Below are 22,593 nucleotides of genomic sequence, written 5' to 3'. Positions count from 1 at the left end.
CGCTGATCCAGCAGCCCGCGCAGCGGGCGTCTCGAGATCCCCCACCACCCCTCCCTCACCACACCCCTTCCACCGCAAGGAGACGCCGATGTCCCCCCGATCAGACCTCGCGAGACGACACCTCTCGCGCAGGACCCTCCTCACCGTCCCCCTGGCCGCCGCCTCCGCGGCCGCCCTCGCCTCCTGCGCCTCGCCGGGCGCTTCGAGCGGAGTCACCACCCTCGACTTCTTCCAGTTCAAGGCCGAGGCGGTCGAGGACTTCGCGCGCATCATCCGCGACTTCGAGGCGGCGAACCCCGACATCCGCGTGATCGCCAACAACGTGCCCGACCCGGACACCGCGATCCGCACGCTCCTCGTCAAGGACAAGGTCCCCGACGTGCTGACCCTGAACGGCAGCGGCTACTACGCGGACCTCGCGAAGGCCGGCGTCTTCCACGACTTCACGGGCGACGAGCTCGTCGACCGGGTGAACCCCGCGGCGCTCGAGATCCTCGCCGATCTCGGCAGCTTCGAGGGCGACGAGATCAACGCCCTCGCGTTCGCGAACAACGCCGACGGAATCCTCTACAACCGCACGATCTTCGCCGAGAACGGCCTCGAGGTGCCGACGACCTGGAGCGAGCTGGTCGCGGTCTGCGACGCGCTGGTCGCCGCGGGGGTCACTCCGTTCTACGGCGCCCTCCTCGACAACTGGACCGGCGCCCCCGCTTTCAACGCCATCGGCGGGCAGCTCCAGCCCGAGGGCTTCTTCGAGGCGCTGCGGGAGGAGGGGGCGAGCCTCGGCCCCGACTCTCCCGTCTCGTTCTCGAAGGACTACGCGAGCACGATGGAGCGCCTCGGCACCCTCTTCTCGTACACCCAGGAGGGTGCCTTCGGCCGCGGCTACGACGACGGCAACCAGGCCTTCGCCGCAGGCGAGGCCGCCATGTACGCGCAGGGCATCTGGGCGATCAACCCGGTCCGCACGAACAACCCCGACATCGACCTCGGCGTCTTCCCCTACCCGGTGCTCGACGATCCCACCCAGACCCGCGTGACCTCCGGGGTCGACGTCGCGATCGCGATCGGACGCGGCACCCCCAAGCTCGAGGCGGCGCGCCGCTTCGTCGACTTCCTGCTCACCCCCGCGGTCGTCGAGCCGTACGTCGCGAGCCAGGCCGCGTACTCGCCGCTCGTCGACGCCGCGCCCAACGCCGACCCGACCCTCGCCGAGCTGCAGCCCTACTTCGCCGAGGGACGCCTGATCGGCTTCGTCGACCACCAGATCCCCGCGAGCATCCCGCTCAACCCCACCCTCCAGGCGTTCCTCGCCGACGGGGACGCCGACGCGGCGCTCCGGACCCTCGACAGTGAGTGGCGCAAAGTCGCGGCACGCACGACCAGGAAGTGACCGGCCCATGACCACGACCACCACGGCGCCCGCGCAGACGCTCGCGACCACTCCGCCCCGCTCGCCGCGCAAGCGCACGATCGGCCGCACCTCGAAGACCTTCTACTGGATGACGATCCCCGCGGTCCTCCTCTTCTTCGTGCTGCACACCGTGCCGGTGCTCACCGGCATCTTCTTCAGCTTCACGAACTACGCCGGCTACGGCGCGTGGGACCTGATCGGCTTCTCCAACTACGTCGCCCTCCTCCAGGACGACCGCGTCTGGAAGGCCTACGGCTTCACCTTCGGCTTCGCGATCGTGGCGACGATCCTCGTCAACGTGATCTCGCTGGCCATCGCGATCGCGCTGAACGCGAAGATCAAGTTCCAGACCGCGTTCCGGGGCATCTACTTCATCCCGTACGTGCTCTCGACGCTGGTCATCGGGTACGTGTTCCAGTACCTCTTCGCGAACTCGCTGCCGCAGATCCTCGGAGGCATCCCCGTCATCGGGGAGAACATCCTCGCGAACCCCGACTGGGCGTGGGTCGCGATCGTGGTCCTGGCGGTCTGGCAGGCCTCGGCCTTCTCGATCATCATCTACCTCGCCGGTCTGCAGACGATCCCGGGGGAGCTGTACGAGGCGACCTCGCTCGACGGAGCGTCGACCTGGCGCCAGTTCACGTCGATCACGTTCCCGCTGATCGCCTCGTTCTTCACCATCAACATGGTCATCTCGATGAAGAACTTCCTGCAGGTCTTCGACCACATCGTGGCGCTGACCAACGGCGGACCGGGCACGTCGACGGAGTCGATCACGCTGCTCATCTACCGCGGCGGCTTCCAGGGCGGCGAGTACGCCTACCAGACGGCCAACGCCGTCCTCTACTTCCTCATCATCATCGTGGTCTCGCTGATCCAGTTCCGGGTCCTCAGCCGCAGAGAGGCGTCGTTCTGATGACCGCCACCGTCACTCCCACCACCGCCATCGCTCTCGGCCGGGACGATGATCGGCGGACGCGCCGTCCCTCCCGCGACACCTACCGGATCAACTGGTGGGCGACCGCTCTGATCGCCGTCTGCTCGCTCACGATCCTCCTGCCGCTCTACTTCGCCGTCGTGACGGCGCTGAAGACGCCGGACCAGCTCGGCGGCACCGGATTCGAGCTGCCCACCTCGATCTCGTGGGGCAACTTCGCCGAGGCGTGGACCGCGACCCGGTTCCCGCAGGCGTTCGTGAACACGGCGCTGATCACGGTCGGAGCCGTCGTCCTGACGCTCTTCTCGAACTCGATGGTCGCCTACGCCGTCGCCCGCAACCTCGACAAGCCGTTCTTCAAGGGCGTCTACTTCTACCTGCTCGCCGCGGTCTTCGTGCCGTTCCCGATCATCATGCTGCCGGTCGTGAAGGAGACGGCTCTGCTGGGCCTGGACAACCAGGTCGGCCTGATCCTGCTCTACGCGGTCTTCGGCCTGTCGATCAACACGTTCATCTACACGGCCTTCATCCGCTCGATCCCGATCGAGCTCGAGGAGGCGGCGCGCACCGACGGAGCGTCGACCTGGCGCACCTACTGGCAGGTGATCTTCCCGCTGCTCGGACCGATGAACGCGACGGTCGGCATCCTGACCTGCGTCTGGGCGTGGAACGACTTCATCCTGCCGCTCGTCGTGCTCTCGGACCCCGCCGCCCGCACGCTCCCGCTCGCCGAGTACGTGTTCCAGGGGCAGTTCAACACGAACTACACGGTCGCCTTCGCGTCGTACCTCATGGCGATGGCGCCGCTGCTGATCGTCTACCTGTTCGCCCAGCGCTGGGTGGTCAGCGGAGTGATGCGCGGCTCGATCAAGTAGCGCACCTGTGGGGTCGCCCGGCCGGGCGGCCCCGCCTGTTCCTGCTGGTCGGGCGGCCCCGCCTGTTCCTGCTGGTCGAGTAGCCCCGCAGGGGCGTATCGAGACCCGCCGCTCCCGGTGCTTCCTCGCCCTCCGCCTCTCCTTGCCGGTCGAGTAGCCCCGCAGGGGCGTGTCGAGCCTTACTGCTGGTCGAGTAGCCCCGTAGGGGCGTATCGAGACCCGAGGACTCCCGACGTCGCACGCCCGCGTCCCTGACGGAGCCGACGCCGGCACCGTCGCACCCACCTCCACCGACCGCGATCTGCCTCGATCCCTCGAACATGAGCGAATGTCAGTGGTCTCCGCTGTACTGCTCGCATGACATCACCTCCCCCCTCGCCCACCGAGGCGGTCGCGCCCGCCACGGTCCGCGCCCTCTCCGATCTCGCCGCACGTCTGGCCCGCTCCACGGCCCCGATCCTCCTCGCGAGGGCCACGGCGCTGCACGCCGCCCACCGAGCGGCGCTCGCGGTGCCGGAGTCGTTCGCGCGCGGGGGAGGACTCTCCCGCAGTGAGGCGGGCGACCTCGTGGAGCGGTCGGTCCGCGCCGAGATCGCGGTCGCCCTCGGCGTCTCGGAGCGGGCCGCCACCCGGATGCTCGAGCACGCGCAGCTGCTCATCGAGCATCTCCCGCGCACCCGCGCCGCGCTCGCGGAGGCCCGGATCCTCTGGGAGTCGGGCGAGGTGATCTGCGCGACGGCGAGCACCCTGCCCGCCGAGTCCCGAGCGTCGTTCGACGAGCGGGCGGCCGAGGCCGCCCCGTCGACGACTCCGACGCAGCTGAGGCGGGTCGTGGCCCGACTGCGGGACGAGCTGCACGAGCAGCCGCTCGCCCAGCGGCACGCCCGCGCCCGCGAGGATCGCGGCGTCTGGGTCAGCCCCGAGATCGACGGCATGGCCACCCTCTGCGCTCTGCTCCCGGCGACCACCGCACTCGGCGCGTACCACCGGCTCGACCGCATCGCCCGATCCCTCCGTGACGGGGCCGCCGAGGGGGCGGGTCCCGGCTCCGGCGACCAGCGGACGCTCGCGCAGCTCCGCGCCGACGCCTGCGCCGATCTGCTGTGCGACGGGGACGTCACCGGTACGCCGCCCCCCTCACCACCGTGCTCCGCGTCCGACGGGGTCGACGACGGCATCGACCGCACCGTCGGAAACGCCGGCGACGCCGTCACTCCGACGTTCGTGCCGGGAGTGCGAGCGGAGGTGCGACTCACGCTCGCCGCGAGCACCGCGATCGGGCACGACGACGCTCCGGCGGTGCTCGACGGCTACGGCCTCGTCCCCGCCGGGCTCGCCCGTGAGCTGATCGTCGAGGGCGCCTCCCTGACGCGCGTCCTGACGGACCCGGAGTCGGGTGCGGTCGTCTCGGTCGGTCGGACCCGCAGGGTGCCTCCGCCGCGGATGAGACTGGCGCTCCAGCTGCGCGACCGGACGTGCCGGTTCCCCGGCTGCACCCGCTCCGCCACCACCGCCGAGGCCGACCACACGATCGAGTGGCGCCACGGAGGCGAGACCGCACTGGACAACCTGGCGTCGCTCTGCACGAGCCATCACCATGTCCGACACGGCGACCGCTGGACCTACGTCCTGCATCCCGACGGCACCGCCGACTGGACCACTCCCACCGGCCGTCGGGTCAGTACGCGCGCGCCGGCGCTCGTCGCACCACGTCGGACGGTCGGAAGCGAGAGGGGTCCCCGCTTCGACGACCCGCCCCCGTTCTGACCGACTTCCCACAGGGTGGGGCGCGGACCGCGTTCTCAGCGCCCCGCGGGAATGCTCGGACCTAGGCGGCCCGCGCGATCAGCACGGCGTGGCCGGCATCGCCGAGGGCGGTGCGCACCTGCGCGCCCAGGTGCGCGGCGAACGCCGGGTTCAGGGCGCCGGGCGTCTCGAGCGCGCCGAGGAGGTCGCGCAGGATGGTCAGGGTCTCGGTGGCAGCGTTCTCGGGCATGGCTGCATCTCTTTTCGGGGTAGGAGGATCCGACCGATTCCAGGGTGGACGGATCGAGGAGGGGGCGAGTGCGCGAGATCGTCCCACCGGTTTCGGGCCGGTCGTCTCGCTTCAGCAGGCGCTTCGGATGCGCTGAGGGAGCGGGAGCAGACGAGGGGGAGGACGTCGAGTCGTGCGATGTAGCTTGATCATCAAGGAACCTACTCCGCTGCGACCGCTTCGGCAAGTGCACGGCGAGTCGTCCTCCCAGCGCTCCCGCCCCGCCCGGCGGATCACCGATGGCTCAGCTCCGGATCACGTTCGGATCAGCACCTTCAGCGCCTCGCGCGAGTCCATCAGCCTGTACGCCTCGGCGATGTCCGACAGCGGCAGCTCCCGATCGAACACCCGACCGGGCTCGATCGAGCCGTCGAGCACCTGGGGGAGCGCGGCCTCGAGGTACGCGCGCACCGTCGCCGGGCCTCCGGTGAGCGTCGCGTTCTTGCCGAAGAGCGAGGCGAAGCCGACCGGGGCGTCCTCGTACTGCGGCACTCCGACCCTCGAGATCGTGCCGCCGGGGCGGACCACGCCGTACGCCTGCTCGTAGGCGGGCAGGTGTCCGACGGCCTCGAGGACCACGTGCGAACCCTCGCCGCCCGTGATCGCCAGCACCTCCGCCACGCCCTCCTCGCCGCGCGCGGCCACGACGTGCGTCGCTCCGAACGTGCGGCCGAGGTCGGTGCGGGCGGTGTGGCGGCCCATCAGGATGATCGTCTCGGCGCCGAGGCGCTGCGATGCGAGCACGGCCGAGAGCCCGACCGCGCCGTCTCCGATGACCGTGACCGTCAGCCCTGAGCGGACCCCGCCGCGCACAGCGGCGTGGTGACCGGTGAGGTAGACATCCGAGAGGGCCAGGAGCGAGGGCATGAGCGCCTCGTCGGTGCCCTCGGGGATCACCACGGCGGTCGCGTCGGCGAAGGGCACCCGCAGCTTCTCGGCCTGGGTCGCGGAGGCCGCGCCGTCGAAGAACCCTCCGTGCACGCACGAGGTGGTGATGCCGTCGCGGCAGAACGCGCAGGTGCCGTCGGACCAGGCGAAGGGCACGACGACCGTGTCGCCGACCTGCAGCACGGCGACGTCGGAGCCGACCTGCTCGACGACGCCGATGGCCTCGTGGCCCATGCGCCGCCCCTCGGGGGCGCTCTCGAGGTCGTGGTAGGGGTGCAGATCGGAGCCGCAGACGCAGGCGTGCGTGACCCGGAGGATCGCGTCGGTCGGCTCCTGGATCTCGGGGTCGGGGACCTCGACGACGCGGACGTCGCCGGATCCGTACATCAGGGTGGCGCGCATGGTTCTCCTTCACTCGGGGGTCCTCCGGAGCGCTCCCGTGCTCGGCGCGGGTCCCGGAGGAGGACGGCCTCAGTCAACGGCGCGTCCGGTCGCCGGAGCCAGGGCTCCACCGAGACGGGTTCCAGCAGACCCTCCCACCCCTGCCGCTCGCCCCCGTAGCGTTCCCGGCATGGACAACCGAGCCGAGATCCGCGAGTTCCTCGCCTCCCGCCGCGGGCGCCTCAGCCCCGAGCAGGCCGGCGTGGACCCGATCGGCGGGCGGCGGCGCGTCCCCGGACTGCGCCGCGAGGAGGTCGCGCGCCTGGCCGGGGTGAGCGTCGACTACTACACCCGCCTCGAACGCGGGAACCTCGAGGGCGTCTCCGACAGCGTCCTCGACGCGATCGCCCGCGCGCTCGTCCTCGACCGCGTCGAGCGCGATCACCTCCACGACCTCGCCCGCACCGCCGCTCCGGCCTCCCGCCGCACGCGCGCCGTCCCCGTCGCGGCGACCGTCCGCCCCGAGCTGCAGTACCTGCTCGACGCCGTCACCGGCGCCCCCGCGTTCATCACGAACAACCGGATGGACATGCTGGCCGCCAACGCGCTCGGATACGCCCTCTACTCCGAGATGTACCGCGGACCGCAGCGACCCGCGAACCACTCGCGCTTCATCTTCCTCGACCCCCGCGCCCACGACTTCTACCCCGACTGGGAGCGCGCGGCGCACGTGAACGTCGCGATCCTCCGTCGCGACGCCGGACGCAGCCCGCACGACAAACAGCTCGCCGAGCTCGTCGGCGAGCTCTCGATGCGGAGCGAGGAGTTCCGCTCCCTCTGGGCCGCGCACGACGTCCGCCGCCACTACGCCGGCCGCAAGCAGTTCCGGCATCCCGTCGTCGGACTCCTCGAGCTCACCTTCCAGGCCGTCGAGCTCGTCGAGGACCCCGGCCACTCGCTCACTGTCTACCCCGCGGTCCCCGGCAGCCCCTCCGACGAGGGACTGCGCCTGCTGGCCAGCTGGGCCGCGACGGAGGGCGTCGTCGAGCGCGCCCGCGCGACCGCCTCCTGACACCCGTTCCCCCTGGACGCCCCCGCGCGGGGCCTCTTCGTGCTGCCCCCGAGAGGACGCCATGACCGCCACCGCCCCGACCCGGACGCCCGATTCCCGCACCGAGCGCATGCCCTGGGCCGCCCTGGCGATCCTCGCCGCGATGGGCTTCCTCCTGGTCGCCGCCGAGACGATGCCCGCGGGCCTGCTGCCCGTGATCGCCGAGGGGATGGGCACCAGTGAGGGCGTCGTCGGCCAGTTCATCAGCGTCTGGGCGCTCGGCACCGTCGTCGTCACCGTTCCCGCCATCAGCCTCACCCGCGGGTTCCGGAGGAAGCCGCTGATCCTCGCCGCGATCGTCGGCCTCGTTCTCGCCAACACCGTCACCGCGCTGTCGGGCGACGTCGCCCTCTCGCTGGCGTCCCGGTTCGTCGCCGGCGCCTTCACCGGCGTGATCTGGGGGATGCTCGCCGCGTACGGGCGCCGGATCAGTCCCGAGAGCCGCGGCGGCCTCTCCCTGGCGATCGTGTCGACCGGCGCCCCGCTCGGCTTCGCCCTCGGCACTCCGCTGGGCGCGTGGCTCGGCACCGCGTTCGACTGGCGCTGGTCCTTCGGCGGCCTCTCGCTGCTCGCCGTCGTCGTGCTCGTGCTCATCGTGCTGGTCGTCCCCGATGCGCCGGGTCAGGAGGCGTCCTCGCGGCTTCCCCTCGGCCGGGTGATCGCGAAGCCGGGCATCGCGATCGTCCTCGCCGTCATCGCCGTCTGGATGCTCGCCCACAACACGATCTACACCTACATCGCCCCGTACCTCCGCGGAACCGGATCGGGCTTCGGCGCCGATGCGACCCTGCTCGTCTACGGCGTCGCGTCGGTGATCGGAGTCGTGCTCACCGCGGTGCTGATCGACCGCTTCTCGCGCCCGCTGCTGCACGGCAGCGTCGCCGTCTTCGTGGTCGCCGCCGTGATCCTCCTGCTCGCCGGAGACTCGACCGCGGCGATCGTCGCCGGCGCCGTGCTCTGGGGCATCGGCTTCGGCGGCGCGTCCGCCCAGCTGCAGGCGGCGCTCACGAAGGCGGGCGGAGCCGACTCCGACGTCGCGAACGCGTTCCTCCCGGTCGCGTTCAATCTCGCGATCTTCGCCGCGGGGATCGTGGGCGCCGTTCTGCTCGGCTCCTTCGACGCGTCGGTGCTCCCGCTCCTGATGGCGGTCCTCGGAGTCGCCGCGCTGCTCCTGACGCTGGTCGGCCGCCGCACGGCGTTCACCGGCAGCGTCTGAGCCGGGGGCGAGCCGGCCTCGCCGGCCGTCCCGGCGTCCGGCAGGGCGCGTCCGGCATGAAGTGGGGGCAGCGGCGCCGGGACCGGACCCGGGACAGTGATCCCGTCGCCCTCGACCTTCCGCGACCCCGCCCCGCACTCCCCGTCCTCGTCCTCGAACGGATCCCATGCCCCGCATCGCCGCTGTCCCCCCGTCCGACGCACCCTTCGTCGACCCGGCGGGAGCGGTCGATCCGGCCGTCGCGCACGCCGTCCGGATCAGCGACGGCACCCGGATCGTGCTGACTGTCGTGCCGCCGAGCGGTCCCGACACCGGGCAGCACGTGTACGTCCTCCCGGCCATGGGCATCCGCTCCGGCTACTACCGTGCGCTCGCCGACTCCTTCTCGGCCCGCGGCTTCACCGTTGTGCTGACCGACCTGCGGGGCGAGGGCGAGGCGACCCCGTCGGCGAGCCGCAGCACGACGCACGGCTACGTCGAGATCGTCGAGCGCGACATCCCCGAGTCGGTGGCGTACCTGCGCCGCGAACTGGGTGCCGAGCGGATCTGGCTGCTCGGCCACAGCCTCGGAGGACAGCTCGGACTCATCGCCGACTCCCGGACGAGCTCGGCGCAGGCTCCCGCGGACGCCGGTTTCGCCGGTGTCGTGCTCGTGGGCTCCGGGTCCTCGTGGCACCGGGCGCAGGACGGCTGGCGGGCACCGCGCAACCGCGTCGTGCCGCAGTTGTTCGTGCTCCTCTCGCACATCGTCGGATACTTCCCCGGCGACAGGCTCGGCTTCGCCCACCGCCAGTCGACGCGCCTGATGATCGACTGCGCCCGCCAGAGCCGGACCGGGCTCTTCGCCGCACCGGGTGCCGCCGAGGACTACGACGAGAGCCTGGCCCGACTCGAGCGCCCGGTCCTCGTGTTCGACATCGACGGTGACCGTTTGACCTCCCGCCGCGCGGTCGACCACCTCTGCGCGGCCGTCCCGCGTGCTCGGATCACGCGCCGCCGTCATCCCATCGAGGGGCGGCCCCTGCGCGACCCTCATGTCGCCTGGGTGCGGCAGAGCCCGCGGCTGCCCGACGAGATCGCCGACTGGATCCTCGACGAGGTCTGAGGGGTGCTCCCCGGCTCAGTCGAGGAACCGCGTGTACCGCCCCGGAGCCTCGAGGAACGCCCGCCAGTTCCGCACGAGATCGAGGTCGTCGTAGTCGCACCTCCGCAGCCCCCACTCGCCGATCTCGTAGAGGTCGGCCCCGGTGGCCGCCGCGAGGATCGGCGAGTGCGTCGAGAGCACGATCTGCGACCCGTTCGCGAGCAGGTCCCGGAACAGCCCGAGCAGCGCGAGGCAGCCCGAGAACGACAGGGCCGACTCCGGCTCGTCGAAGATCCACAGGCCGCTGATCCGTGAGCGGGTCAGCACGACGTCCAGGAACGACTCGCCGTGGGAGCGGTCGTGGTACGAGACGCTCTCGCCGCCCAGGTCCTCCAGGTAGGTGAAGAGGCCGTGCATGGTCTCGGCCCGGAGGAAGAAGCCCTTCTTCGAGGCGCCGCCGGACCGCACGATCTGCAGGTGCTCGCCGAGCACCGACTCCGAGGGCCGCGTCGTGTGCCGGGCGCTGATCGTCCCGCCCTCGGCGTTCAGTCCGTAGGCGATCGCCAGCGCCTCGACCAGCGTCGACTTGCCCGCGCCGTTGTCTCCCACCAGCACGGTCATCGCGCCGAGGTCGAGCCCGTCGTCGAGCACCTGCCGCACGGCGGGGATCGTGAAGGGCCAGGAGCCGTCGGGCGGGGGAGCGGCGCGGTGCAGCTCGATCCGGCGCACAGGGAGGGTCCGCATGCCCTCGAGCCTAGGAGCCGACCGCCCGGGAGGAGAGTCCCCCGCGAGCTCCCTGCCGACTTCCGCAGACCTCCGCCACGCGGCCGCACCCGGGCGTAGCGTTGCCGAGGTGATGCGTCCGACGACCCAGACCCTCGGCCAGCTCCGCGCCTCCGGGCACGTGCAGAAGAGCCTCCGCACCGAGATCCGCGACAACCTGCTCGACGCCCTGCGCGAGGGCCGCGACCCGTGGCCCGGGCTGCACGGATTCGCCGACACCGTGATCCCGCAGGTCGAGCGCGCGGTGATCGCCGGCCACGACATCGTGCTGCTGGGCGAGCGCGGCCAGGGCAAGACCCGGCTGCTCCGCACGCTCAACGGACTGCTCGACGAGTGGTCGCCGGTGATCGCCGGCTCCGAGCTCGGCGAGCACCCGTACGAGCCGATCACGACGGTCAGCATCCGCCGCGCCGAGGAGCTCGGCGACGAGCTGCCCGTGGCCTGGCGCTCGCGGGACGAGCGCTACGTCGAGAAGCTCGCCACCCCCGACACCAGCGTCGCCGACCTGATCGGCGACGTGGACCCCATGAAGGTGGCCGAGGGCCGCAGCCTCGGCGACCCCGAGACCATCCACTTCGGCCTCATCCCGCGCAGCCACCGCGGCATCGTCGCGATCAACGAGCTGCCCGACCTCGCCGAGCGCATCCAGGTCGCGATGCTCAACGTGATGGAGGAGCGCGACATCCAGATCCGCGGCTACGTCCTCCGCCTGCCGCTCGACGTGCTCGTCGTGGCCAGCGCGAACCCCGAGGACTACACCAACCGCGGCCGCATCATCACGCCGCTCAAGGACCGCTTCGGCGCCGAGATCCGCACGCACTACCCCACCGAGCTCGTCGACGAGATCGCCGTGATCCGTCAGGAGGCGGACCTCGTCGCGGCCGTGCCCGACGCGCTCATCGAGATCCTCGCCCGCTTCACCCGGGCTCTGCGCGAGTCGAGCTCCGTCGACCAGCGCAGCGGGGTGAGCGCCCGCTTCGCCATCGCCGGCGCCGAGACCATCGCCGCCGCAGCCCTGCACCGGGCCGTCCGCCGCGGCGAGGCCGAGGCCGTCGCCCGCCCGATCGACCTCGAGACCGCGGTCGACGTGCTCGGCGGCAAGATCGAGTTCGAGTCGGGGGAGGAGGGGCGCGAGGAGGAGATCCTCGAGCACCTCCTGCGCCAGGCGACCGCCGAGACGGTGCGCGCGCACCTGCGCGGCATCGACCTCGGCCCGCTCGTCACCGCCGTCGAGGACGGCGCCATGATCACCACCGGCGAGCAGGTGACCGCGCGCGAGTTCCTCGCCGGGCTGCCGATCCTGGGCGAGGCCACCGTCTACGAGGACCTCGCCGAGCGCCTGGGCGCGACGAACGAGGGCCAGCGCGCCGGAGCCGTCGAGCTCGCGCTCGAGGGCCTCTACCTCTCGCGCCGGCTCAGCAAGGAGACCGGCGGCGGCGAGGCCGTGTATGGCTGAGCCGGGGCGCCGGACCAACCGCCGCCTGCACCGCGACGCGCGCTACTCCGAGTACCGGGGCGGCCCGGATCCGCTCGCCCCGCCCGTCGACCTGGCCGAGGCCCTCGAGGCGATCGGCCAGGACGTCATGGCCGGCACCTCGCCCGAGCGCGCGCTGCGCGAGTTCCTCCGCCGTGGCGGCCGGGACACCTTCGGCCTCGACGATCTCGGTCGCCGCGTCGCCGAGCGCCGCCGCGACCTCGCGCAGAAGCACAACCTCGACGGCACGCTCCGCGAGGTCCGCGAGCTGCTCGATCGGGCGGTCCTCGCCGAGCGCAAGCAGCTGGCCCGCGATACGCAGATGGACGACGGCGACCGCGCGCTCGCCGAGATCCAGCTCGACAGCCTGCCGCCGTCGGCGGCCGCCGCCGTGTCCGAGCTCGGCGACTACTCCTGGCGGAGCCCCGAGGCGCGGGCCGACTTCGAGCGGATCAAGCAGCTCCTCGGCGCCGAGATGCTCGAGCAGCGCTTCGCCGGCATGAAGCAGGCCCTCGAGAACGCGAGCGACGAGGACCGCGCCGCGATCGACGCGATGCTCCGCGACCTCAACGACCTGCTCGAGGCGCACGCCCGCGGCGAGGACACCCCGGAGCAGTTCGACGCGTTCATGGCGCAGCACGGCGAGTACTTCCCCGAGGCCCCCGAGAGCGTCGACGAGCTGATCGACGCCCTCGCCGCCCGGGCGGCTGCGGCGCAGCGGATGCGCAACTCGATGACCCGGGAGCAGCGCGACGAGCTCGACGCCCTGGCGCAGCAGGCCTTCGGCACTCCCGAGCTCATGCAGTCGCTCGGGAAGCTCGACGAGACCCTGCGGGGCCTGCGCCCCGGCGAGGACTGGGGCGGTTCCGAGCGGATGGACGGCGAGCAGGGACTCGGACTCGGCGACGGCACCGGCGTGTTCCAGGAGCTCGCCGACCTCGACGCGCTCGCCGAGCAGCTCGCGCAGTCGCAGAACGGCTCGCAGCTCGACGATCTCGACCTCGACCTGCTCGCGAAGCGGATCGGCGACGACGCGGCGGTCGACGCGCAGACGCTGAAGCAGCTCGAGCGGGCGCTGCGCGACTCCGGCACCCTGCGCCGCGGCTCCGACGGCTCTCTCGCCCTCAGCCCCAAGGCGATGCGCCAGCTCGGCAAGTCCCTCCTGCGCGACATCGCCGAGACGATGTCGGGTCGTCAGGGCCCGCGCGACGTGCGCCGGGCGGGCGCCGCGGGCGAGCGCTCCGGAGCGACGCGCGCGTGGGAGTTCGGCGACACCGAGGCGTGGGACCTCCCGCGCACGATCACCAACGCGCTCACCCGGACCGCCGGCGAGGGCCGGTCCACCGCGACGGGTGTGCGCATCGAGATCGGCGACGTCGAGGTGCAGGAGACGGAGGCGCGCACGCAGGCCTGCGTCGCCCTGCTCGTCGACACCTCCTTCTCGATGGCGATGGACGGCCGCTGGGTGCCGATGAAGCGCACCGCTCTCGCGCTGCACACGCTCATCACGAGCCGGTTCCGCGGCGACGAGCTCCAGCTGATCGCGTTCGGCCGCCAGGCCGAGGTGATGGGCATCGAGGAGCTCGTCGGCCTCGATGCGGAGTGGGACAAGGGCACGAACCTGCACCACGCCCTGCTGCTGGCCAACCGGCACTTCCGCAAGCACCCCGGGGCGCAGCCCGTGCTGCTGATCGTGACCGACGGCGAGCCGACCGCGCACCTCGAGCCCGCCGGCGACGTGTTCTTCGACTACCCGCCCGATCCCGTGACCATCGCCGTCTCGGTGCGCGAGCTCGACGCCTCCGTCCGGCTCGGCGCGCACACCACGTTCTTCCGCCTGGGCGAGGACCCCGGGCTCGCGCGGTTCCTCGACTCGCTCGCGAGGCGGGCCGGCGGCACGGTCGTGAACCCCGAGGCCGACGACCTGGGCGCCGCGGTCGTGAGCTCGTACCTCGGCTCGCGCGACCGCTCCGACGGAGGGCGTGCGACCGGCGACGAGATGTTCGGCCGCGGCTGGGCCTTCTAGGCCCGCGCCGGCGTCAGAACAGCGGCCACGGCACCGCGGGCATGCCGCCCCGCGGTGCCGGGAACCGGCCCGACGAGCGCAGCCGGTCGCAGCGGCGCCCCAGCACCTCGATCTCCTCGTCCAGCAGCAGCTCCGACAGCGCCGCGCCGAGCGGCCCGTCGATCGCGCTCCGGAGGCGCCCGAGCGCGTCGAGCTCGTCGGCCGTCAGCGGCTCGCCGATCCAGCCCCAGAGCACCGTCCGCAGCTTGTGCTCGACGTGGAACGTCAGCCCGTGGTCGACGCCGTAGCGGTGCCCGTCCGGCATGGCGAGCACGTGCCCGCCCTTGCGGTCGGCGTTGTTGACGACCACGTCGAAGACCGCCATCCGCCGCAGCGCCGCCGAGTCCTCGTGCACGAGCGAGACGTCGCGGTCCTCCTCGTCGCTGCCGTCGAGCACGTGCCGCCAGCCCTCGGCGACCTCCGCCGACGGCACGAGGTCCACCGCGTCCTGCTCGGGGTCGATGTCCTGCCAGAGCTGCACCATCCCGGGACCGAGCGGTCCGTCGCGGAGCCACGTCCGCGGCACCACGTTCCAGCCCAGGGCCTCGGAGGCGAGGTACGCGGCCGCCTCCCGACCCGCGAGATCGCCGTCGGGGAAGTCCCAGAGCGGCTTCTCGCCGGACACCGGCTTGTAGACGACGGAGGTGCCGCCGATCCGCGCGAGGAACGTGGCGTTGGAGGCGGTGGTGATCCGGCCGGTGAGCTCGAGGACGCCGCTCATGAGCCGACCGTCGTCGAACTCCCCTGCGACCTCGCTCATGCCAGCGGGCAGTCGTGCCCGTCGGGGTCCATCGGATCTCCGCAGCGCGGGCAGAGCGGACGCCCCGCACCGACCACCTCGAGGGTCCGCTTGGCGAACGCGCGCGCGGTGCCGACGGGGATCCGCAGCACGACCATCTCCTCGGGCTCCGCGTCCTCGGCCGACTCCTCGGCCTCGGTCAGCGGGTACGCCTCGATGACGATCTGGGCGGTCGTCGGATCCCAGCCGAGGCTGAGGCCGCCGACGCGGAACTCGGGCTCGACCGGCTGGTCGAGCGGCTCGTTGTCGACGAGCTCCGCGGGGGTGCCGGAGGGGACGCTCGCGGGGTTGCCCTCCGCGGTCATCAGCTGATCGAGGATCTCGTCGATCTTCTCGGCGAGCAGGGCCGACTGCTGCTTCTCGAGCCCGACGCTGACGACGCGGGGCCCCGTGCGGGCCTGCAGGTAGAAGGAGCGGGCGCCGGGCGAGCCGACGGTGCCGACCACGACGCGGTCGGGCCAGTCGAACGCGTGGACGATGGGCATGACTCCAGTGTACGAGCCGCGTCCCGGAGGGTGGCTCCTCGCGTGGACCTACTCGTGACCGGCTCCGCCGCCCGGATTCACTCGTGACCGGCTCCGCCGCCCACAGCGGCATCGGCCTCGGGCGCCGGGGCCGCGCGCAGCCAGCCCAGGTCCCCCGCCTCGGTGTTCGTGGCGACGACCTCGGGCCGTCCCGCGCCGTAGCGGATGATCGACACCGACGCCGGTCCGACCGACAGCCGCTGGAACAGGTCGAGGTGCATCCCGAGCGCATCGGCGAGGATCGCCTTGATCGTGTCGCCGTGGCTGACCGCGGCCCACACCGCGGCCGGGCCGTGCTGCTCGGCGACGGCCGCGTCGTGCCTCCGGATCGCCGCGACGGCGCGGGCCTGCATCGCCGCGAGCCCCTCGCCGCCGGGGAACACCACCGCCGACGGCTGGTTCTGCACCGTCGCCCACAGCGGCTCCTTCGCCAGATCGCGCAGGTGCCGGCCCGACCACTGCCCGTAGTCGGCCTCGGTGACGCCCTTCTCGACGACGGCCTCCGGAGGCGACTCCTGCCGGTCGAGGATCGCGCGCGACGTCTGCCGGCAGCGCTCGAGCGGGCTCGTCACGAGGGCGGCCAGCGGCACCGCCGCCAGGCGCTCCGCCGCGCGCGCGGCCTGCGCGCGCCCCACGTCGTCGAGCCGGACCCCGGCGGTGCGGCCGGCGAGGATCCCGGCGGTGTTCGCGGTGGTGCGCCCGTGCCGGACGAGGAGGAGCGTGGGCATGGAGTCAGCGTAGGCGGCGCGGATCCCTCCCGTGGCGGATGCCCCGCGCCGCGAGGCCTGGCTACCGTGGAGCGAGCGGCCGCCCACCGCGGCCCGCGGTCATGCACCGAAGGGACTCCCATGGACGGGACGAACGGCGCCACGCCCGGCGTCACCCCCACCACAGGCACTGCGCGCGACGCCGCGACCGACGGGTCCGCCGCCGCGCCCGCCTGGGCCGCTCCGGACGCGGCGGGTCGCTCCGGCGAGATCGCCCTGCGCCTCCGCGGTCTGCGCAAGCGCTTCGGCGACAAGGAGGCGGTCAAGGGCATCGACCTCGACGTCCCCGCCGGCTCGTTCTTCGGCCTCGTCGGGCCGAACGGCGCGGGCAAGACCACGACGCTCTCGATGGCCACCGCGCTGCTGCGCCCCGATGAGGGCGTCGTCACGATCCACGAGGTCGACGTCTGGACGCGCACACTCGAGGCCAAGCGCCTCATCGGCGTCCTGGCCGACGGCGTCAAGCTGTTCGACCGGCTCACCGGACTCCAGCTCATCACCTACTACGGCCTGCTCTGCGGCATCGACCGCCCCACCGTGCTCGAGCGCGCCGGCGACCTGCTGGCGCTGCTGGGCCTGGATCCGGCCGACCGCACCCTCGTCGTGGACTACTCCGCGGGCATGACCAAGAAGATCGCGCTCGCCTGCGCCCTGGTGCGCGCGCCGCGGCTCCTCGTGCTCGACGAGCCGTTCGAGTCGGTCGACCCCGTCTCCGCGGCCAACATCCGCGACATCCTGACCGGCTTCGTCGCCTCCGGCGGCACGGTCATCGTCTCGAGCCACTCCATGGACCTGGTCGAGCGGATGTGCGACCGCGTCGCCGTCATCGCCGACGGCCGCGTCCTCGCCGCAGGCACGCTCGCGGAGGTGCGGGCGGGGTCCAGCCTCGAGGAGCGCTTCGTCGAGCTCGTCGGCGGACGCACCCACCAGGAGGGCCCGGCATGGTTGCGCATCTCCTGAGGCTGCGCCTGCTGCTGCTGCGCAACGCCCTCACGCGCAACGTCTGGCAGCTGATCGGCGTGATCCTCGGCGGGCTGTACGCGGTCTTCGTCCTCGGCCTGGTCGTCGTCGGCCTCGTCGCGCTCGGCGGCACCGATCCCGTGCTCGTGAACGTCGCGATCGTGCTCGGCGGCTCCGTCCTTCTGCTGGGCTGGGTGCTCGGCCCGATCTTCGTGTCGGGCTCGGATCAGAGCCTCGACCTCTCGACGCTCGCCACCTTCCCGATCCCCCTGAGGACGCTGATGCTGGGCCTCGCGGCCGCCGGCGTCGCGGGCATCCCCGGCATCGTCAGCTCCCTCGCCGCCCTCGCGACCGCGGCCGCCTGGTGGAGGCAGCCGATCGGCATCGTCCCCGCGCTCGTCTGCGCCGTGATCGGCGTCGCGACCTGCGTCGTCGCCTCCCGCCTGATCGGCGCACTCACCACCGGGCTGGGCTCGAGCCGCCGCTACCGCGAGGTGATCGGCGGAGTGGTCCTCGTCGTCATGATCCTGCTCGGACCGCTGCTCATCGGGGTGATGGGCGTGCTCCAGGAGGGCCTCGACGTCCTCCCCGTCGTCGCCTCCGCCCTCGGCTGGTCGCCGCTGGGCGCGATCTGGGCGGTGCCCGGGTCGATCGTGGCGGGGGAGTGGCTCGCCGCGCTCGCACGCTTCGCGATCGGAGTCGCCACTCTGGCCGTCGTCGTCCGGGCCTGGTCGCGGGCGCTGCGCGGCGCCCTGCGCGAGCCCGCCGCGTCCGCATCCGGCACCGCCTCCGGATCGGCCGGCATCGGCCTCTTCGGCCGTTTCCCCGGCACCCCGACCGGGGCGATCGCCGCGCGGGCCCTCGGCTACTGGTGGCGCGACCCGCGCTACAGCCGCGGCCTGCTCGTGATCCCGGCGGTCGTCGTCCTCACGATCTTCTACGGCGCTCTCGGCGGCGGCGGGAGCGCGTTCGCCACCTTCTCGGCGGTCTTCATCGCGCTGATCTTCGGAGTGACGCTCTGCGCCGACGTCTCGTTCGACGGCACCGCATGGGCCGCGCACGTCAGCTCCGGAGTGACGGGGGCGGCCGACCGCGCCGGCCGCGTCATCGCCGCCGCGATCGTCGGCGTCCCGGCCGTCGTGATCGTCGCGGTGGGCACCTGCCTCTACGCCGGGCAGCCGGAGGCGATCCCCGCGATCCTGGGCGTCTCGCTCGCGCTGGTCCTCAGCGGCTTCGGAGTGTCGAGCATCGCGTCGGCGCTCGTCGTCTACCCGGTGCCGGCGCCCGGTGACAGCCCGTTGAAGACCCCGCCCGGCTCGGGCATGATCTCGAGCGTCGTGATGCTCGGCAGCATGGGCGCCACCGCGCTGCTGTCGCTGCCGTCGATCGTCGTCGGCGCGATCTCCCTGGTCGGCGGCGATCCGGTCCTCGGAACGGTGTCGCTGGCCCTCGCGCTCGTGCTGGGCGGGCTGTTCGCGGTGCTCGGGATCCGCCTCGGCGGGCGCCTGGTCGACCGCCGCGCCCCCGAGCTCTTCGCCACCCTGGTGACGGTCGGCTGAGCCTCGCCCGGCCCCCACTCCTCGAAAGTCGTCGTACTCGAGCTCGAGTACGACAACTTCTGCGTACTCGACGGAGTCGCCCGTCCTCGGGCTCGCGGTCCTCCTCAAGTTGCGGTGAGCGCGCGCGGCTACCGCAACTTCTGCGGAACGGCCAGTCCGAGCCCGCCTCCGCCCTCCGCGGGAGGATAGGACGCATGCGCAGCGTCGAACTCCTCCTCGACCCCGAGTCCGAGGCGCGCGTCCGCGGCCAGTGGGAGGCGCTCGAGGCCGCCGGCGTCCCGAGCCTCGCCCTGCACCGCTCCGAGAGCAACCGGCCGCACATCACCCTCGTCGCCGGCCCCGAGCTCGAGTGCCCGGAGCCCGGTGCGCTCGGCCCGCTCCCCGCGAGCGTCGAGCTCGGCGCCGTCCTCCTCTTCCCGCACGCGGGCCGCTTCGTGCTCGCCTGGGGCGCCGTCCGATCACCCGCGCTCGACGCGTTGCACCGGCGCACCGTCGCCGCGGTCCCGGGCGGCGTGCCCACGTCGCTCCCGGAGGCGTGGACCCCGCACGTGAGCGTCTCGCGCCGCCTGCGCGCGGAGCAGCTGAGTGCGGCCGTGCCCCTGCTGGGCGAGCCGTTCCCGGTGGGCCTCTCGGCCGTGCGCTTCTGGAACGGCGAGACGAAGACGATCACCGAGCTCTGACCTCTCCTCCCCACCCGAGGTGCTCCCGCTCCGTCCCCAGCCGTCCCCGTCGCCCGGGGCGGAGTCGGAGGCGGCGGGTAGAGTTCCCCGGGTGACAGAGCCCACCGCGACCGCCCTCCCGCTCGCCGAGCAGCCCGGTACTCAGACGCCCGCGCAGGAGATCCTCGAGCGCGTCTTCGGCTACTCCTCCTTCCGCGGCGAGCAGGAGCAGATCGTCGAGCAGGTCATCGAGGGCGGCGACGCGGTCGTCCTGATGCCCACCGGCGGCGGCAAGTCGCTCTGCTACCAGATCCCCTCGATCGTCCGCGAGGGCACCGGAGTGGTCGTCTCGCCGCTCATCGCCCTCATGCAGGACCAGGTCGACGCCCTGCGCGCCAACGGCGTCCGCGCCGAGTTCCTCAACTCCACCCAGGACTCGGGCGAGCGCGCGCGGGTCGAGCGCGCCTACCTCGACGGCGAGCTCGACCTGCTCTACGTCGCGCCCGAGCGGCTCGGCAACGAGGGGATGAAGCAGTTCCTCGCCCGCGGCCGCATCGCCCTCTTCGCGATCGACGAGGCGCACTGCGTGAGCCAGTGGGGCCACGACTTCCGCCCCGACTACCTCGCACTCGGCGAACTGGCCGAGCGCTGGCCCGACGTGCCGCGCATCGCGCTCACCGCCACCGCGACCGAGGCGACACCCCGCGAGATCACGACCCGCCTGCACATGGGCGCGGCCCGGCACTTCGTCTCGAGCTTCGACCGTCCCAACATCCAGTACCGCATCGTCAACAAGGTCGAGCCGCGGAAGCAGCTGATCGACTTCCTGCGCCGCGAGCACGCCGACGACGCGGGCATCGTCTACGCCCTGTCGCGCAAGAGCGTCGAGGCGACGGCCGAGGCGCTGCGCGGCGCCGGCTTCGACGCGGTGGCGTACCACGCGGGCCTCGACGCCCGCGTCCGCGCCGCCGCGCAGTCGCGCTTCCTCCGCGAGGAGGGCGTGATCGTCTGCGCCACCATCGCGTTCGGCATGGGCATCGACAAGCCCGACGTCCGCTTCGTGGCGCACATCGACCTGCCCAAGTCGGTCGAGGGCTACTACCAGGAGACGGGCCGCGCCGGTCGCGACGGCCTGCCGTCCACCGCCTGGCTCGCCTACGGCCTGCAGGACGTCGTGCAGCAGCGCCGCATGATCGACGAGTCGCCGGGCGACCTCGCCCACCGTCGGCGGATGTCCGCGCACCTCGACGCGATGCTGGCGCTCTCCGAGACCGTCCAGTGCCGCCGGGTGAACCTGCTCGCCTACTTCGGCCAGGAGAGCACGGCCTGCGGCAACTGCGACACCTGCCTCGAGCCGCCCGCCTCGTGGGACGGCACGGTCGCCGCGCAGAAGTTCCTCTCGACCGTCGTGCGGCTCAAGCGCGAGCGCAACCAGCAGTTCGGCGCCGGGCACGTCATCGACATCCTCCGCGGCAAGACCACCCCGCGCACCACGCAGCACGGCCACGACGCGCTCTCCACCTGGGGCATCGGCGCCGACCTGAGCGACACCCAGTGGCGCGGAGTCGCCCGCCAGCTCCTCGCGCAGGGACTGCTCGGCGTGAACGACGACGGCTTCGGCACGCTCGTCATCACCCCGGCGTCCGGGTCGGTCCTCGGCGGCGAGCGCACGGTCGAGCTGCGCCAGGAGCCCGAGAAGCCCGCCCGCTCCAGCGGCTCGTCGCGCTCCGGCCGCTCCACCGTGTCCGACCTTCCGACCGAGGCGCAGCCGCTGTTCGAGCGGCTCCGCGAGTGGCGCGCCGCCCAGGCGCGCGCGCAGTCGGTCCCCGCCTACATCGTCTTCAACGACGCGACCCTGCGCGAGATCGCCACCGCCGAGCCCGCCACGATCGACGCGCTCAGCATCATCGGCGGCGTCGGCCAGAAGAAGCTCGTGACCTACGGAGCCGCGGTGCTCGCCGTCGTCGCCGGCGAGACGCCCGAGATCGCCGAGCCCGATGCGAACCAGGAGGAGCCCGCCCCCCGGCGTCCGGCCCGCGCCCAGACCGCGCGCTCCGGCGCCGCCAAGGGCGCCCGCCCCGCGTTCGCCGGCGGCTCCGCCGAGCGCACCGCGGGCCCGCCCGTCTCCTCCGCCCCGCCCGAGGACGACTGGGTGCCGCCGGAGGAGCCCGACTGGGAGCCCGGCTGGGACAGCTACTGAGCGTCGATCAGTCCGTGCTGACCGTCACCATCCAGATGCCGATCACGGTGGCGGCGAACGACAGCGCCGTGCCGGCGATCGGCACCCAGAAGGCGATCCGGCGCCGCACCAGCAGCAGGATCGACACGACGAGCGCGGCGAGCATCCCGATCCAGACCCCGCCCGCCGCGATCAGGACCCCCCAGTTCAGCAGGGTGAAGTCGCAGTCGTCGCGGCCGAGGCAGCCGTCGCTCGCCATGCTCGAGAAGAGGCCCACGTAGGTCAGCAGCAGCGTCGCGCAGACCTCGGCCAGGAGCAGCACGATCGTGAGGACGAGGTCCCACACGCGCACCGGGCGCCGCTGCGGTGCCGCCGCTCCGCTCACGTCCCCGTCCCGGCCATCGCCATCCACGACCCGATGATCGTGGCGGCGAACGACAGCACCGTGCCGGCGATCGGCACCCAGAACGCGATCCTCCGCAGCGCCAGCAGCACGATCGAGACCACCAGCGCGACGAGCATCCCGATCCAGACCCCGCCCGCAGCCACGAGCACTCCACCGCCGATCAATCCGGAGTCGCAGTCGTTGCCGCCCATGCAGGCGTCGCTCGCCATCGCGAGGAACAGCCCGAAGTACGACAGCAGCGCGGTCAGCAAGAACTCGCCCGCCAGCAGCACGATCGTCAGCACCAGGTCCCAGACGCGCACCGGACGGCGCAGGCGCGCCGCCTTCCACGGAGTGCCCAGCCCCGACGGCATCCGCTCGAGGGCAGACGGAGCCGGCGGGGCGGACGCCGCAGACGGCGCCGCGGTGGGCGAGGCCCACTCCGGCTGCACCGGCTCCCGGCGGGGCGGTGGGGGCGGAGGCAGCGGCGGCTCGCTC

The 22,593-nt window shown here is 72.7% G+C and carries 21 protein-coding genes; 13 read left to right on the top strand and 8 right to left on the bottom strand.

Going from position 1 to position 22,593, the window contains the following annotated elements; genetic code table 11:
- Positions 1-88 precede the first annotated feature (88 nt).
- From NB037_RS03450 to NB037_RS03435, 4 genes are all read left to right on the top strand, one after another.
- The gene (locus NB037_RS03450; protein ID WP_251943679.1) at positions 89-1,393 is read left to right on the top strand and encodes an ABC transporter substrate-binding protein; all 1,305 of its coding nucleotides are present in this window, start codon (positions 89-91) and stop codon (positions 1,391-1,393) included.
- Positions 1,394-1,400: 7 nt separating this feature from the next.
- The gene (locus tag NB037_RS03445) at positions 1,401-2,330 is read left to right on the top strand and encodes a carbohydrate ABC transporter permease (protein WP_107574274.1); all 930 of its coding nucleotides are present in this window, start codon (positions 1,401-1,403) and stop codon (positions 2,328-2,330) included.
- Positions 2,330-3,226 carry a carbohydrate ABC transporter permease gene (locus NB037_RS03440; RefSeq protein ID WP_251943677.1) on the top strand — a complete coding sequence of 299 codons (897 nt, stop codon included), beginning with the start codon at positions 2,330-2,332 and terminating at the stop codon, positions 3,224-3,226. Before NB037_RS03445 ends, NB037_RS03440 begins: the two co-directional genes overlap by 1 nt.
- Before the next feature lie 357 nt (positions 3,227-3,583).
- Positions 3,584-4,993: an HNH endonuclease signature motif containing protein gene (locus tag NB037_RS03435; protein WP_251943675.1), complete on the top strand. Its 1,410-nt coding sequence runs from the start codon at positions 3,584-3,586 to the stop codon at positions 4,991-4,993.
- A 61-nt stretch (positions 4,994-5,054) separates the two neighbouring features.
- On the opposite strand, the gene NB037_RS03430 is transcribed toward NB037_RS03435, so the two are convergent.
- Both NB037_RS03430 and NB037_RS03425 read right to left on the bottom strand, forming a co-directional pair.
- Positions 5,055-5,222, bottom strand: coding sequence for a hypothetical protein (locus NB037_RS03430; protein ID WP_251943673.1), 168 nt, complete (start codon positions 5,220-5,222; stop codon positions 5,055-5,057).
- Positions 5,223-5,516: 294 nt separating this feature from the next.
- Entirely contained in the window at positions 5,517-6,551 is a 1,035-nt protein-coding gene (locus NB037_RS03425) for a zinc-binding dehydrogenase (RefSeq protein ID WP_251943671.1), read from the bottom strand.
- A 169-nt stretch (positions 6,552-6,720) separates the two neighbouring features.
- Here NB037_RS03425 and NB037_RS03420 point away from each other — a divergent pair, with 169 nt between their 5' ends.
- The 3 genes from NB037_RS03420 to NB037_RS03410 all read left to right on the top strand — a co-directional run bounded on the left by NB037_RS03420 (position 6,721) and on the right by NB037_RS03410 (position 9,962).
- Entirely contained in the window at positions 6,721-7,602 is an 882-nt protein-coding gene (locus tag NB037_RS03420; protein WP_251943669.1) for a helix-turn-helix transcriptional regulator, read from the top strand.
- Positions 7,603-7,663: 61 nt separating this feature from the next.
- Complete coding sequence (locus NB037_RS03415) at positions 7,664-8,857, top strand: MFS transporter (RefSeq protein ID WP_251943667.1); 1,194 nt, start codon at positions 7,664-7,666, stop codon at positions 8,855-8,857.
- Between the two features lie 166 nt (positions 8,858-9,023).
- A complete protein-coding gene (locus NB037_RS03410) occupies positions 9,024-9,962 on the top strand; it encodes an alpha/beta hydrolase family protein (RefSeq protein ID WP_251943665.1) in 939 nt (312 codons plus the stop codon).
- Between the two features lie 15 nt (positions 9,963-9,977).
- Here NB037_RS03410 and NB037_RS03405 read toward each other — a convergent pair whose 3' ends face one another.
- Positions 9,978-10,685 (bottom strand): AAA family ATPase, encoded by a 708-nt coding sequence (locus NB037_RS03405; protein ID WP_251943663.1) that lies wholly within the window; start codon positions 10,683-10,685, stop codon positions 9,978-9,980.
- 112 nt (positions 10,686-10,797) lie between these two features.
- Between NB037_RS03405 and NB037_RS03400 the strand changes: the two genes are divergently transcribed.
- Complete coding sequence (locus tag NB037_RS03400; protein WP_251943772.1) at positions 10,798-12,180, top strand: magnesium chelatase ATPase subunit I; 1,383 nt, start codon at positions 10,798-10,800, stop codon at positions 12,178-12,180.
- Complete coding sequence (locus NB037_RS03395; protein WP_251943661.1) at positions 12,173-14,224, top strand: vWA domain-containing protein; 2,052 nt, start codon at positions 12,173-12,175, stop codon at positions 14,222-14,224. Before NB037_RS03400 ends, NB037_RS03395 begins: the two co-directional genes overlap by 8 nt.
- 13 nt (positions 14,225-14,237) lie before the next feature.
- Here the strand turns inward: NB037_RS03395 and NB037_RS03390 are convergent, their stop codons facing one another.
- The 3 genes from NB037_RS03390 to NB037_RS03380 all read right to left on the bottom strand — a co-directional run bounded on the left by NB037_RS03390 (position 14,238) and on the right by NB037_RS03380 (position 16,314).
- Complete coding sequence (locus tag NB037_RS03390; RefSeq protein ID WP_251943659.1) at positions 14,238-15,023, bottom strand: SCO1664 family protein; 786 nt, start codon at positions 15,021-15,023, stop codon at positions 14,238-14,240.
- Complete coding sequence (locus tag NB037_RS03385) at positions 15,020-15,547, bottom strand: DUF3090 domain-containing protein (RefSeq protein WP_207406657.1); 528 nt, start codon at positions 15,545-15,547, stop codon at positions 15,020-15,022. Before NB037_RS03385 ends, NB037_RS03390 begins: the two co-directional genes overlap by 4 nt.
- A gap of 77 nt (positions 15,548-15,624) precedes the next feature.
- On the bottom strand, positions 15,625-16,314 hold the full coding sequence (locus tag NB037_RS03380; protein ID WP_251943657.1) for an MSMEG_4193 family putative phosphomutase: 690 nt from the start codon (positions 16,312-16,314) through the stop codon (positions 15,625-15,627).
- Positions 16,315-16,434: 120 nt separating this feature from the next.
- Between NB037_RS03380 and NB037_RS03375 the strand changes: the two genes are divergently transcribed.
- The 4 genes from NB037_RS03375 to recQ all read left to right on the top strand — a co-directional run bounded on the left by NB037_RS03375 (position 16,435) and on the right by recQ (position 21,731).
- Positions 16,435-17,313, top strand: a complete 879-nt coding sequence (locus NB037_RS03375; RefSeq protein WP_251943655.1) for an ABC transporter ATP-binding protein — start codon at positions 16,435-16,437, stop codon at positions 17,311-17,313.
- The gene (locus tag NB037_RS03370) at positions 17,295-18,872 is read left to right on the top strand and encodes a transporter (RefSeq protein WP_251943654.1); all 1,578 of its coding nucleotides are present in this window, start codon (positions 17,295-17,297) and stop codon (positions 18,870-18,872) included. Before NB037_RS03375 ends, NB037_RS03370 begins: the two co-directional genes overlap by 19 nt.
- A gap of 194 nt (positions 18,873-19,066) precedes the next feature.
- Positions 19,067-19,552 (top strand): 2'-5' RNA ligase family protein, encoded by a 486-nt coding sequence (locus NB037_RS03365; protein WP_251943652.1) that lies wholly within the window; start codon positions 19,067-19,069, stop codon positions 19,550-19,552.
- A gap of 91 nt (positions 19,553-19,643) precedes the next feature.
- Positions 19,644-21,731 (top strand): DNA helicase RecQ, encoded by a 2,088-nt coding sequence (recQ, locus tag NB037_RS03360; RefSeq protein ID WP_372490688.1) that lies wholly within the window; start codon positions 19,644-19,646, stop codon positions 21,729-21,731.
- A gap of 7 nt (positions 21,732-21,738) precedes the next feature.
- Here the strand turns inward: recQ and NB037_RS03355 are convergent, their stop codons facing one another.
- Positions 21,739-22,122, bottom strand: a complete 384-nt coding sequence (locus NB037_RS03355; protein ID WP_251943650.1) for a DUF6264 family protein — start codon at positions 22,120-22,122, stop codon at positions 21,739-21,741.
- On the bottom strand, positions 22,092-22,593 hold a 502-nt coding region (locus NB037_RS03350; protein ID WP_251943648.1), incomplete at its 5' end, for a DUF6264 family protein. The genes NB037_RS03350 and NB037_RS03355, both read right to left, overlap by 31 nt.

Source organism: Rathayibacter rubneri (assembly GCF_023743255.1).
In the GTDB taxonomy this organism is placed as follows: Bacteria; Actinomycetota; Actinomycetes; order Actinomycetales; family Microbacteriaceae; genus Rathayibacter; species Rathayibacter rubneri.
Note: the sequence above shows the minus strand (reverse complement) of the source record. Positions and strands in the feature narration are given on the sequence as shown.